The 12,889-nt window shown below is 58.0% G+C and carries 10 protein-coding genes; 8 read left to right on the top strand and 2 right to left on the bottom strand.

Annotated features, from left to right (window positions below; translation table 11 throughout):
* Positions 1-20 precede the first annotated feature (20 nt).
* Entirely contained in the window at positions 21-602 is a 582-nt protein-coding gene (locus V6F78_RS21475; protein WP_047292433.1) for a PadR family transcriptional regulator, read from the top strand.
* Positions 599-1,384: a siderophore-interacting protein gene (locus V6F78_RS21470; protein WP_047292431.1), complete on the top strand. Its 786-nt coding sequence runs from the start codon at positions 599-601 to the stop codon at positions 1,382-1,384. Before V6F78_RS21475 ends, V6F78_RS21470 begins: the two co-directional genes overlap by 4 nt.
* Positions 1,385-1,435: 51 nt before the next feature.
* On the opposite strand, the gene V6F78_RS21465 is transcribed toward V6F78_RS21470, so the two are convergent.
* Together V6F78_RS21465 and V6F78_RS21460 are read right to left on the bottom strand one after the other, a co-directional pair.
* Positions 1,436-2,083 carry a Pr6Pr family membrane protein gene (locus V6F78_RS21465; protein WP_047278762.1) on the bottom strand — a complete coding sequence of 216 codons (648 nt, stop codon included), beginning with the start codon at positions 2,081-2,083 and terminating at the stop codon, positions 1,436-1,438.
* A gap of 7 nt (positions 2,084-2,090) precedes the next feature.
* Positions 2,091-2,321: a VF530 family DNA-binding protein gene (locus V6F78_RS21460; protein WP_047273926.1), complete on the bottom strand. Its 231-nt coding sequence runs from the start codon at positions 2,319-2,321 to the stop codon at positions 2,091-2,093.
* 223 nt (positions 2,322-2,544) lie between these two features.
* Here V6F78_RS21460 and V6F78_RS21455 point away from each other — a divergent pair, with 223 nt between their 5' ends.
* The 6 genes from V6F78_RS21455 to V6F78_RS21430 all read left to right on the top strand — a co-directional run bounded on the left by V6F78_RS21455 (position 2,545) and on the right by V6F78_RS21430 (position 12,559).
* On the top strand, positions 2,545-4,581 hold the full coding sequence (locus tag V6F78_RS21455) for a TonB-dependent receptor (RefSeq protein ID WP_047292429.1): 2,037 nt from the start codon (positions 2,545-2,547) through the stop codon (positions 4,579-4,581).
* Positions 4,582-4,759: 178 nt separating this feature from the next.
* A complete protein-coding gene (locus V6F78_RS21450) occupies positions 4,760-5,734 on the top strand; it encodes an isocyanide synthase family protein (RefSeq protein ID WP_314399860.1) in 975 nt (324 codons plus the stop codon).
* A gap of 48 nt (positions 5,735-5,782) precedes the next feature.
* Complete coding sequence (locus tag V6F78_RS21445) at positions 5,783-6,634, top strand: TauD/TfdA dioxygenase family protein (protein ID WP_047292426.1); 852 nt, start codon at positions 5,783-5,785, stop codon at positions 6,632-6,634.
* 430 nt (positions 6,635-7,064) lie between these two features.
* Entirely contained in the window at positions 7,065-8,447 is a 1,383-nt protein-coding gene (locus tag V6F78_RS21440; RefSeq protein ID WP_047292424.1) for a carbohydrate porin, read from the top strand.
* A 138-nt stretch (positions 8,448-8,585) separates the two neighbouring features.
* Positions 8,586-11,015 (top strand): glucose/quinate/shikimate family membrane-bound PQQ-dependent dehydrogenase, encoded by a 2,430-nt coding sequence (locus V6F78_RS21435; protein WP_047292423.1) that lies wholly within the window; start codon positions 8,586-8,588, stop codon positions 11,013-11,015.
* 350 nt (positions 11,016-11,365) lie between these two features.
* On the top strand, positions 11,366-12,559 hold the full coding sequence (locus tag V6F78_RS21430; protein ID WP_169858606.1) for an aminotransferase class I/II-fold pyridoxal phosphate-dependent enzyme: 1,194 nt from the start codon (positions 11,366-11,368) through the stop codon (positions 12,557-12,559).
* Positions 12,560-12,889 lie beyond the last annotated feature (330 nt).

Below are 12,889 nucleotides of genomic sequence, written 5' to 3'. Positions count from 1 at the left end.
ATACAGAGAGCGAAGAGAACATGAGCGAACATCATCACCCCCACCACCGCGAGCATGGCGTGCACGCGGATGGTTTCGAGAAGCGCCCCGGCCGTGAACGCGGTGGACGAGGCCCTCGTGTATTTGCCCCGGGCGATCTGAAATTGCTGCTGCTGGCCCTGATCGCCGAACAGCCTTGCCACGGCTATGACCTGATCCGCCAGATCGAAACCCTGTTCGAGGGCGCGTACAGCCCAAGCCCCGGCGTGATTTACCCGACCCTGACGTTCCTTGAAGAAAGCGAGATGATTCAGGGCGAAACCGAAGGCGGTAAAAAGCGTTATGCCATCACCGAGGCGGGTCGCCAGTCGTTGACTGAACAGGCGATTGCGCTGGACGGCGTGCGGATGCGCATTGACGTGAGCAAGCGCTCGCTGCGCGGCCATGACCGGCCGGAAGAAATCCACGAGGCCGTGCACAACCTGCGCCACGCCCTGCAAATGCACCACGGCCGCTGGAACCCGGAAGAAATCCTGCGCGTTCGCGACCTGCTCAACACCACCGCCAAAGCCATCGTCGACGGCCCCGTGACTGACCGGCCCACGCAGGAGAATGCCCAATGAATGCCGCAACGCCGCAGACCATTCACCGCGTCATGCATGAAATAAAACGCCGAAAACTGACGGTACTGCGTGTCGTCGACCTGACCCCGCGCATGCGCCGCATCACCGTCGGCGGGCCTGAGCTGGCCGGTTTTATCAGCTTGGGCAGCGATGACCACGTGAAGCTGTTCTTCCCGCAAACCGCTGAAGAACAGGCGTCACTTGAAGGGCTGGAGCTGAGCGCCGGCCTGAAAAGCAGCAGCCTGCCACTGATGCGCGACTACACGCCGCGTCGCTTTGATCTGAAGACAGGCGAACTGGACATCGATTTCGTGCTGCACGGCGACGGCCCTGCGTCCACTTGGGCGGCGCAGGCGCAACCCGGCCAAACCCTGCACATCGGCGGCCCGCGGGGCTCAATGGTGGTGCCGGATATGTTCGACAGTTATCTGCTGATCGGCGACGAAACGGCCCTGCCCGCCATCGCCCGCCGTTTGGAAGAGTTGCCGGCCAACCGCCGCGCCACGGTGGTGGTTGAGGTCGAAAATGCGGCAGAAGAACAACCGTTCCAAAGCGCCGCGAGCGTTGAGGTGATCTGGGTCCACCGCGATCAGGCCACTGAAGACCTGCTCAAAACGGTCGAGCAATTGAAGATGCCCGAAGGCCAGTTGTACGCATGGGTGGCGACCGAAAGCGCACTGTCGCGCAAAGTGCGCAGAGTGTTGCTCGGCACCCATGGTTTGAATGAAGAGTGGGTGAAAGCCGCTGGCTACTGGCGGCTGGACACCAGCGCCGAAGAATAAGCCGCCTGGCGGATCGCTGGCGCAGCGCCATGATTCACCGGCGCTCATCTCCTACTTCCAGCGATCCAGCCCCACCACGATGACGGCCACGACGATAAACCCCGCCAATATGCCGCTGGCATTCATGATCGTCAGCGCGTAGCCCAGTTTGTCTACATCCACAAACGGATACGGGTAGACGCCTAACAGATGCCCGCGTAGCAGGATGTAGCCGAAGTACACGAGGGGGTACAGCACCCACAGCCCGATGTGACGGATACGCAGCGCCCCTTTAGGCACGCACCACCACCAATACAGCGCGTACAGCACCGGCATCACATCGTGCAGCAGCTCATTGGCGAGCCATTGCAGCCCCTCGGGTTGCCAAAGGTTGCGCAACAACAGGCTGTAGGCAACGCCCACCACGATCATGCTCACGCAAATTCCGCTGCTGACCTTGGGTTGCAGGAAAAACCGCCTGCCCGCCGAGTCACGCCGTGTGGCTTGGCAGGTCAACACCGCTGCGGCCAGGGTGTTGGTGAGGATGGTGAAGAAACCGAAGTAATTCACCAGCCCGCCCAACAGGCTGGCGCCTGACGTCCAGCGCGCCATCAGGATCAGGTCGAGCTGAATCGCCAAGCCGCTCCAGCCGAGGATCGCCAGCCAGGAGCACAGCGTGCGTACAGTGGCTGCGCTGAATGTCGTCGGGCGAGAAGTCATCGGGCCGTCAAATATCGCGCTTGGTGCGGGCGTATTTCACATACAGCTTCTCGACCTTTTCCCGCGCCCAAGGGGTTTTACGCAAGAAGGTCAGGCTCGACTTGATGCTCGGGTCACTCTTGAAGCACCGAATATCAATGCGTTGCGCCAGCCCTTCCCACCCGTAGTGCGCCACCAGCGCGGTCAGGATGTATTCGAGCGTCACGCCGTGCAGGGGATCGTTGTTGGGTTCAGTCATGCCGAGCCTTAAGTAAGCAAAAGAAGGAAAGCCGCGCACCTTAGCCGAGCGCTGCCTCAGGGGGAAGTGCGCGTGCCCTGCCGCAGTTTAGCCCTGAGTGGGCATACGGGATGAAAGTTCCCCTTGGCGACCATTAAAGTGATGTTATATTGTAACCGTTATTATCCCGATAGCGCGTACGCCGCGTCCGTTTTTCCCTGCCCACCTTGCCAAGGAACTTGCAATGTCGTCCCCTGCTTTGCCCCGCCCTCTTCGCCGTTTACCCCTCACCCCGTTGGCCGCCGCTCTGCTCATCGCCTCTCCCGCCTACGCCCTGGAACTGCAACCCCAAGTGATTACCGGCAACCCGCTGGGCAGCAGTCAACTGGCGTCCCCGACCACCGTGCTCGAAGGTGACGACCTGACCCTGCAACAGCAAGGCAGCCTGGGCGAAACCCTGAACAAGCAACCCGGCGTGTCGTCGTCCTACTTTGGGCCGGGCGCCAGCCGCCCGATCATTCGCGGCCTCGATGGCGACCGTATCCGCCTACTGCGCAATGGGGTGGGCGCGCTGGATGCCTCGTCACTGTCCTATGACCACGCCGTGCCGCTGGACCCGGTTAACGTCGAACGGATTGAAATAGTGCGCGGCCCCGCTGCCCTGCTGTACGGCGGCAATGCGATTGGCGGGGTGGTCAACACCTTTGACAATCGCATCCCCACCGAGGCCATTGAGGGCATTCAGGGTGCCGGGGAACTGCGTTATGGCGGCGCAGCCACAACGCGCAGCAGCGCAGGCAAACTCGAAGCCGGCGATGGCAGCTTCGCCTTGCACCTGGACGCGAATGCACGGACCTTCAATGACCTGAAAATCCCCGGCTACGCACGCAGCCGTCATGCACCGCAAAGCGAAGACGGCGACGAGAAGAAAGGCCGTCTGGGCAACAGCAATGGCCGACAGGATGGCGGTGCTGTCGGCGGTTCCTACACGTGGGACGACGGATACGCGGGCCTGTCCTACAGCAACTACGACGCCAACTACGGTTCGCCAGCGGAGCAGGATGTGCGCATCCGCATGAAACAGGACCACTACGCGTTCGCCTCAGAGCTGCGCAACCTGCAAGGCCCCTTCAGCTCACTGAAATTCAACGCGGGCTACACCGACTATGAGCACCGTGAAATCGAAGACGGCGAAGTCGGCACCACCTTTAAAAACAAGGGGTATGAAGCCCGGATAGAGGCCAGGCACGTACCCCTGGGCCCTCTTAATGGAGTGGTGGGTGCACAGGTCAATCGCAATGAGTTTTCTGCCTTGGGCGAGGAAGCGTTCGTCCCGCACACCGACACCCACAGCGGCGCGCTATTCATTCTCGAAGAGCTTCAGGCCACCGACCGCCTCACACTCAGCCTGGGCGGGCGACTGGAGCGCACGGTGGTTGACCCGGACGCCAAAGGCAATGAGCGCTTCAGCGCAGCGGACAGCTCAAAAAACTTTACCGCTGGCAGCGTGTCTTCTGGCGCGGTCTTTAGCCTGACACCGGTCTGGTCGCTGGCAGCCACGCTGGGCTACACCGAGCGCGCCCCGACGTTCTACGAGCTGTACGCCAACGGGGCACACGTGGCCACCGGGACCTATGAAGTGGGCAACGCCAACCTGTCGAAAGAAAAAGCCGTCTCCAGCGACCTTGCACTGCGTTTTGACAACGGCACCCACGCAGGCAGCGTTGGCGTGTTCTACAGCCATTTCTCCCATTACATCGGCCTTCTGGGTACAGGTCGCACGCTCAATGACGAAGGCGAACCTGACGCCGATGGCATTCCCGAATACACCTACTCCGGGGTTCGCGCACGTTTCACCGGGTTTGAAGCGAAAGATCATTGGAAGCTGGGCGAAAGCGCCTACGGTAAATTTGCACTAGAACTGGCTGGCGATTACACCCGCGCCACCAACCTCGACACAGGCCAAGCCCTGCCGCGGATTGCCCCCTTGCGCCTGAGCAGCGGTTTGCTCTGGGAGCTGGACCGCTGGCAGGCGCGGGTGGACGTCGAACACGCCAGCAATCAGGGGCGCGTCCCGGACAACGAGTCCGGCACAGACGGCTACACCACGTTGGGCGCCAGCGCCGGTTATCACTTTGATCTGGGCGGCAGCCAATGGCTGGCATTCGTCAAGGGCGAGAACCTGACCAACCAGACCGTGCGTTATGCGAGCTCGATTCTGCGAGACATCGCACCAGCCCCCGGCCGCAGCATTGAAGTGGGCTTGCGTACGACGTTTTAACGCAAGCGGCTAGCAAAAACGCCTGCGGCCCACGCCCGCAGGCGCTCGGCAACAGCTCTGGATGGGCATAAAGTCATGACCTGAGCAAAAAAATAAAAGCAAACACCCGCTCAATCGCTACGCTCCCACTCCGTTCTCACTGTGTCACTGTTACATCCATGGAGCGTCAGGAGTCCCTATGAACGGAAGCTATCGTCACACCACTGCCTCAAAAATTCTGCATGAAATCCTGCACTACAGACGTCGTTTTTCCGGTAGCGATCAAGATATTTCCCTGGAAAACGAACTCGTCATCCTCACCCAATTGCCGCGCATTCAGACATTTGTCAGCGCCAATCTGCCGATTCACTTTATCCTCCCGGCATTCCCCGCCAAATCCCCTAACCCCAACAAAGTGCTCGGCACCGTGCCGGACATGGCGGAAAAACTGGCGCTGACGTTTCTCAACTCGCTTTGCGAGAACATCAAAGCCCACTATGCGCCAGGCGCGAGGCTGACCATCTGCTCGGATGGGCACGTATTTTCTGACCTGATCAACGTCAATGACGACACGATCAACACCTATCAAGGCAAGATCAAAGCATTGATTCACGATGAGCAAATGAATTGCCTGGACGTCTTGAACCTGGGGGATATCGACGAGTTCGCCGCCTTGACCGATGACTATGACGTGCTGCGCAGCACCTTGTTGCAAGGCTATGCAGACCCGCTGGAAGACATCCGCACGTTCCTGATCAACGATGAAGACGGCACCCGCCTGTACCGGGCCATTACGCGTTTCATGTTTGAAGACGGCTTGATGCCCGACTACCAGGGCTCCAAAACGGCACTGCAGCGGGACGCTCGACAGCGCGCCTATGGGGTGATTCAAAGCAGTTGGGCCTGGGGCAATTTACTGGCGCAGTGCTTCCCGGATGCCATCCGCCTGTCCATTCATCCGCAACCGGCATCGAGCCTGAAAATGGGCATTCACATGCTGCCCACCAAAGATGACTGGCTAACCCCGTGGCACGGCACGGCTGTCGAAGTGGACGGGACATTCTTGCTGATGAAAAAGACCGAAGCCGTGGAGCTGAACGCCGAACCGGTCTGGGTGGATGGCAAGCACAGCCACTATACGCTGGACTCGCGAAAGTCCGTCGCACACGCGTGAGCCGCCCCCTGCGTCTGAACGTTCACCCTCTGACTTTGGTAACCCGTTATGGAAAACACACGCGCTTTCAAGGCCAGCCTTCACGCACCCTTTGGTTTACTGATCACCCCCGGCTTTGCGGGGCAAACGGCTGAACAACTGGACGTTGAAGTACTCAAACAGCTGGCGCGCGAGCACCACTTACTGATCCTGCGCGGATTTGCTCCGACCTTCGTCGATTCAGCCAGCTTCACCCGCTTTTCCGAGCAATGGGGTGAGATCAAGATGTGGCCCTTTGGCGCCGTGCTTGACGTCAAGGAACACCCGGACGCCACCGACCATATTTTTGATCACAGCCTGGTTCCGCTGCATTGGGATGGCATGTACAAGCCGACAATTCCTGAGTTTCAGTTGTTCAATTGCCTCTTTGCACCCGGCGAAGATGAAGGAGGCCGTACGACGTTTCTGGATACCCAAGGATTGCTGGCGCGCACGCCCAAAGCCGTGATCGAACGTTGGCGCCGCATCAGCGTGACCTACCGTATTCGCCAAGTGGTGCATTACGGCGGACAGGTGTGCTCGCCCTTGCTGGTGGAGCATCCGCGTACCGGCCAAACCGTCTTGCGTTACAACGAACCGGCTCAGGATGACGTACGGTTCCTCAACCGCCATGCATTGCACTACCACGGCCTCAGCCCTGAACAGGTGCAAGGGTTCGAGGAGGACTTGCAGGCCCGGCTGCATGACCCGCGCGTTTACTACCGGCATGCGTGGCAACAAAACGACGTGGTGATCGCCGACAATTTTTCCCTGTTGCACGGGCGCGAAGCGTTCACCGCGCGCTCCGCGCGGCATCTGCAACGCGTGCATATTCACGCCAATCCCGTTTGCCATAACAGCGCCCTGCAACCACAGGGCTAAGCCGCAACCTCGCTCATCGTCACGTTTGGCGATGAGCGAGGTCGGGGTCTGGCGCGCTACCCGGCGACGCAGTCATTAACCCAAGACGTGTAAAAAACACATGCTGCGCCCCATTTCGTCTCCGTGCGAGGGAGATCGACGAAGTTTTTTCACCCCGCATGCGTTCGCCGCCCTGACCCGGCAAAGCCAGCAAATACAGGGCCGTAAAGCCCTGAGACGATCGGTCGCAGCAGACTGTTACCAATTACGAAATGATCCATGTCATTTAAAGTGCTGTTTCAAAACGTTTCAGCACTTTATCATTCCATTTTTAGAGGCTGAACCGTTTCATTACGCCTCAAAATTCAGAAGGGCTAGCACTTCTTGCCAAAGACAGCGCTACCACAGCCACAGCCACAGCCATACCTATAAAGACTCGCAACCTCAACCTATGTCCAAATTTCAGATTTTGCGCAAACACAGTGCGTTGTTTCCTATTGCCGGGCAAAAAGCCGTGAACCTGATGGGCGGACTCACCGCTCTGGGGCTGGCCACCTGCGTCAACGCGGCCCCTGCTTTCGACAGCGATTCCAAATGGATGCTCGGTGACTGGAATGGCACCCGTAGCGAGCTGGAGCAAAAAGGCTACGCCTTCTCCCTCGATTACGTGGGCGAGGTAGGCTCCAACCTGCATGGCGGTTATGACCACGACCGCACCGCGCGCTACAGCGACCAGTTCGGCCTGGGCACGCACCTGGACCTGCAAAAGATTCTGGGGTGGAGCGATGCCGAGTTTCAGCTGACGATCACCCATCGCAGCGGCAACAACATCAGCAACGACCGCATCAATGACCCGCGCGTGGGCGGGTTCACCTCCGCTCAGGAAGTCTGGGGCCGCGGCCAGACCACTCGCCTGACGCAGATGTGGTATCAGCAGAAATTCTTTGACCAGAAGCTCGACATCAAAGTCGGCCGCTTTGGTCAGGGCGAGGATTTCAACAGCTTCCCTTGCGACTTTCAGAACCTTGCGTTCTGCGGCTCGCAAGTCGGCAACTGGGCTGGCAGCATCTGGTACAACTGGCCCGTCAGCCAGTGGGCGTTGCGCGTCAAATACCACTTGACCCCTGAGTTGTATGCGCAGGTCGGTGCTTACGAGCAGAACCCGTCCAACCTCGACCGCGGCAATGGTTTCAAGCTCAGCGGCAGCGGCACCCAAGGCGCGGTATTGCCGGTTGAGTTGGTGTGGACGCCAAAAATCAACGGCCTGCCAGGGGAATACCGTGCCGGTTACTACTACAGTAGTGCCAAGGCAACCGATGTTTACAAAGATGCCAATGGCCAGCCGGCAGCCTTGAGCGGCGAAGCCTATCGCAGCAGTTCGAGCAAGCATGGCATGTGGTTGGGTGTGCAGCAGCAACTCACCAGCCGCGCCAGCGATCTGTCGAGGGGCTTGAGTGTGTTCGCCAATGCCACCGTTCACGATAAAAAAACCAATCCTATCGATAACTATGTTCAGGCGGGCATCGTTTACAAAGGCGTATTCGATTCACGCGCCAAAGACGATATCGGCTTTGCCGTGGCACGGGTTCACGTCAACCCGGCGTACCGCAAAAACGCCCAGGCGACCAATCAGGCCCGTGCTGTCTACGATTTCGACAACGCCGATTACCTGCCACCCCAAGACACTGAATACAGCGCCGAACTCTACTACGGCGTGCACGTGACCAACTGGCTGACCGTTCGACCGAACCTGCAATACATCCGGCACCCCGGCGGCGTGAGCCATCTGGACGACGCGCTGATCGGCGGTCTGAAGATTCAAAGCTCGTTCTGATTCTGGGACGGACTCTCGCGACGAGCACGAAGCTTGAAGCTGACTCACAAGGACTTACTTCACTGATTCGCACCCGCCTGGCGCTGTGTTCTGCAGGGCCTGCGCGGGGACACTATCAACGTAACGGAGAACCACACTATGAGCACTGAAGGTGCTTCAAGTCGTAGCCGCCTGTTACCGACGTTGCTCGGTATCCTGCTGCTGCTAATGGGCCTGGCCATGCTGGTCGGGGGTATCAAGCTGGTCACGCTGGGCGGGTCGCTGTACTACCTGCTGGCAGGTATCGGCTTCGGTCTGTCGGGCGCATTGCTGATGGCGGGACGCCGCGCGGCGCTTGGCTTGTACGCAATCGTGCTGTTCGCCAGCACGGTTTGGGCACTGATGGAAGTGGGCCTGGACTGGTGGCAATTGGTACCGCGCCTGGCCCTTTGGTTTGCGATCGGTATCGTACTGCTACTGCCTTGGTTGCGTCGTCCGCTGACGGGCAGCCAATCGGCGCCGGTCACGACGGGCGCACTGAGCGTCGCCGTGGTACTGGCAGGTCTGGCTGCACTGGCCAGCCAATTCACCAGCCCCGGCGAAATCAAAGGCGAACTGGACCGCGATGCCGTTCCAGGCATGACCAACACCGCACCGGCCATGCCGGACGGTGACTGGCAGTCCTACGGGCGTACTGCCCATGGCGACCGCTACTCGCCGCTGAAAGAAATCACCCCGGAAAACGCCCACAAGCTGGTACCAGCGTGGACATTCCGTACCGGTGACATCCCGGGCGAAGGCGATCCGGGCGAAACCACGGCCGAGAACACCCCGCTGAAAGTCAACGGCATGCTGTACGTGTGCACCCCGCACAGTCAGGTGATTGCCCTTGATCCGGACACCGGCAAGGAAATCTGGCGTTACGACCCGAAGATCAGCACGCAGAACGCTGAAAACTTCAAAGGTTGGGCCCACATGACCTGCCGTGGCGTGAGCTATCACGACGAAGCGGCCTATGCCAACACCGCCACCGAGCAGAACGCTGCCGAGCCAGCGGCTGAAGCAGCCACGGCGACCGCCAGCAACTCGTGCCCGCGTCGCCTGTTCCTGCCGACTGCCGACACCCGTCTGATCGCGCTGAACGCCGACACCGGTAAAGTGTGCGAAGCGTTCGGTGACCACGGTGCCGTCGATCTGCGCCACAACATCGGTAGCTTTGCACCGGGCGGTTACTACTCCACGTCGCCACCTGCCGTGACCAAAGATCTGGTCGTGATCGGCGGCCACGTGACCGACAACATCTCCACTGACGAGCCGTCGGGCGTGATCCGTGCATACGACGTACGTACCGGCAAGCTGGTATGGAACTGGGACAGCGGCAATCCGCAAGACACCACGCCGATTGCTGAAGGCCAGACCTACACCCGCAACTCGCCTAACATGTGGTCGATGTTCGCGGTCGATGAAAACCTCGGCATGCTGTACCTGCCGATGGGCAACCAAATGCCTGACCAATATGGCGGCGACCGTACTGAAGACTCCGAGCGTTACAGCGCCGGCGTGACCGCGCTGGACATCAACACCGGTAAAGTCCGTTGGTATCGTCAGTTCACGCACCATGACCTGTGGGACATGGACGTGGGCGGTCAACCGACCCTGATGGACCTGAAAACAGCTGATGGCGTGAAACCGGCTCTGCTGGCGTCCACCAAACAAGGCAGCATCTACGTTGTTGACCGTCGTACCGGCGAAGACATCGTACCGATCCGTGAACTGCCGGCTCCGGGTGGCGCTGTAGAAGGCGACCACACCGCACCGACCCAGCCACGTTCGGACCTGAACATGATTCCGCCGGAACTGACCGAGCGTGACATGTGGGGCGTGACACCGTTTGACCAAATGCTGTGCCGGATCAACTTCAAATCCCTGCGTTACGACGGCATGTACACCCCGCCATCGCTGCAAGGTTCGATCGTTTATCCGGGCAACTTTGGCGTGTTCGACTGGGGCGGCATCTCGGTTGACCCGATCCGTCAAATTGCCTTCCTGAACCCGAGCTACATGGCCTTCACCTCCAAACTGGTTCCCCAGGCGGAAGTGGCGGCAATGGGCCCGCGTAAAGGCGAGACCTCCGGCGTACAACCGAACAAAGGCGCGCCCTACGGCGTCATCCTTGAGCCTCTGTTGTCCCCGTTGGGCCTGCCTTGCCAGGCACCGGCATGGGGTTACGTTGCAGCGGTCGACCTGACCAACAACAACGTGATCTGGAAACACAAAAACGGCACCGTGCGTGACAGCTCGCCGGTACCGATCCCATTGTCGATGGGCGTTCCAAGCCTGGGCGGGACCTTCACCACCGCAGGTGGCGTAGCCTTCCTGAGCGGCACCCTCGACCAGTACCTGCGTGCCTACGACGTCCGTAACGGCAAGCAGCTGTGGGAAGGTCGCCTGCCAGCAGGCGGTCAGACCACCCCGATGACCTACACCGGCAAGGACGGCACGCAATACGTCGTCGTCATGGCGGGCGGTCACGGCGGTCTGGGCACCAAAAAAGGTGACTACATCATGGCGTTCAAACTGGCCGACTAAGTAACACGGCTCGTTAAAAGAGAAGCGGCTATCGAGAGATAGCCGCTTTTTTATGGGTGCAAGGTGCTACACCTTCAGCCCCGCTACAGACAGTTCGACAAGGCCAGGCACATAAGTCGCGCTAACACTGACAACAATCCTTGTAATTTTAAAAATACATTTGTTTGTAGGCGCATTCATTAAAATAAAAAAGAACCCACCTACAATCAATCCTCCACCACACCACATACTTAAAGTACTTCAAGGGCTATAAATAGGCTTTTCACTTTTCAGCATTTGGAAAACAGCGAGAGACACTCTATGCCGCCTATTTCTACGACCCAAAAAAACCAGTTCAACAACTATAAAAAATGATCTCCTTGGCAGAGTCTGACTGGCAGAAGGCTGACCTGGATAAGGTATCCAACCTCAACGTTACCATTGAAGGCGTCAATTACTTAAAGGATCAACATGGCCGAAACTTCCACCATTTCTGCACCACCTCCTATCTTGGACTTGACTATCATCCCGCACTATTGAAAGGCGCAATTGATGCCCTCACCCTGACCGGTTCCTTGCGCATACCCAACTCAAAGAATCGATGCAAACTCAATATCCTGGAAAATTATGAGCAGGAACTATCATCACTTTTTTCCGCCCACTGCCTGAGCACGCTTTCCTGCAGTGCGGCCAGCGCTGGCCTACTTCCACTACTCGCCAGCGGAGTCTTCACTCAAAATACTGCTCCGTTGATGTGCTTCGACCAATATGCCCATTATTCAATGAATCACATCAAGGCTTCTTGCTCAGATGAAACGGAGGTTGTTACCTGCCCCCACAATGACATGAACTATCTGGAAAGCCTATGCAAGAAAAATAGACGCGTTGCCTATATTGCAGATGGCGTTTACAGCATGGGCGGGATCGCCGATATTGAAGCCATAAAATACCTGCATCATCGGTATGGGGTGTTTATTTACATAGATGATTCGCACGCCGTTTCAGCCGTAGGAAGACAGGGCTCAGGCTATGTCAGAACCCACATAAACCCACTTGATCAACACTGCATTGTCGTAGCGTCCCTGGCAAAATCATTCGGCGCCAGTGGCGGCGTAGTTATGTTCGGCAACACCGAACACAAACAAAAAAGCCTGCGTTATGGAGGCCCGTGCAACTGGTCGCAAAGCCTTAATAGCGCCGCTATTGGTGCGGGTCGAGCATCCATAGCTTTGCACCTTACTGATGAACTGACGAACCTTCAAAACAAGTTGCTCGCCAACATTATGTTCTTTGACAGCCTTATAAAAACAAAACAGAACGGCAGCTTTACCCCTATACGTCTTATTCACTGCGGTGAGGCAGGGACAGCAACCCGTGCCGCTTCCTATCTGGCAGAAAATGGTTTCTTCACCGCCTCTGTATTTTTTCCGGTTGTCCCTAAAGATCAAGCTGCACTTCGTATTACGTTGCGAGCTGACATGCCCTCCGAACTCATTCAACAATTTTGCTCTCTCGTGCATGCATATTGGCATGAGCATAATTTACCCACTTTGGCCGGACTGTAAAAAATAAGCGGCCTCCATCGCCCACTCACAGAGAACCGCAATGATTAAAGCTGCAAACAGTGGCGTGATCGTCAGCATGGCCTGTATGACTGTTTTCCTGGCACAGCTAGGAATGATGATTTATTTGCCGGGCGTTCCAGCGATTGCATACTCCTTTCATGCATCAAGTAGTGTGGTTTCGTTGTCACTGCCAATTTACTTAGGGGAAATCCTGAAAAAGACTTCCTGATTTGGCAAAATCCCCGGACACCAATCGCCGAGCTTTTCGATGATGAAGCAAATGACCTTCGCCGATGCCGAGTACGCCGGTAAGCGCAAGCAGACCCGCAA

Origin of the sequence: Pseudomonas sp. ESBL9, from assembly GCF_036668715.1 — a bacterium.
Classification (GTDB): domain Bacteria; phylum Pseudomonadota; class Gammaproteobacteria; order Pseudomonadales; family Pseudomonadaceae; genus Aquipseudomonas; species Aquipseudomonas lundensis.
This window is presented reverse-complemented; position numbering and strand designations above follow the sequence as displayed.

Coding starts and splice junctions, on each gene's coding strand:
- V6F78_RS21475 (WP_047292433.1), top strand. CDS start 21: ATGAGCGAACATCATCACCCCCACCACCGCGAGCATGGCGTGCACGCG.
- V6F78_RS21470 (WP_047292431.1), top strand. CDS start 599: ATGAATGCCGCAACGCCGCAGACCATTCACCGCGTCATGCATGAAATA.
- V6F78_RS21465 (WP_047278762.1), bottom strand. CDS start 2,083: ATGACTTCTCGCCCGACGACATTCAGCGCAGCCACTGTACGCACGCTG.
- V6F78_RS21460 (WP_047273926.1), bottom strand. CDS start 2,321: ATGACTGAACCCAACAACGATCCCCTGCACGGCGTGACGCTCGAATAC.
- V6F78_RS21455 (WP_047292429.1), top strand. CDS start 2,545: ATGTCGTCCCCTGCTTTGCCCCGCCCTCTTCGCCGTTTACCCCTCACC.
- V6F78_RS21450 (WP_314399860.1), top strand. CDS start 4,760: ATGAACGGAAGCTATCGTCACACCACTGCCTCAAAAATTCTGCATGAA.
- V6F78_RS21445 (WP_047292426.1), top strand. CDS start 5,783: ATGGAAAACACACGCGCTTTCAAGGCCAGCCTTCACGCACCCTTTGGT.
- V6F78_RS21440 (WP_047292424.1), top strand. CDS start 7,065: ATGTCCAAATTTCAGATTTTGCGCAAACACAGTGCGTTGTTTCCTATT.
- V6F78_RS21435 (WP_047292423.1), top strand. CDS start 8,586: ATGAGCACTGAAGGTGCTTCAAGTCGTAGCCGCCTGTTACCGACGTTG.
- V6F78_RS21430 (WP_169858606.1), top strand. CDS start 11,366: ATGATCTCCTTGGCAGAGTCTGACTGGCAGAAGGCTGACCTGGATAAG.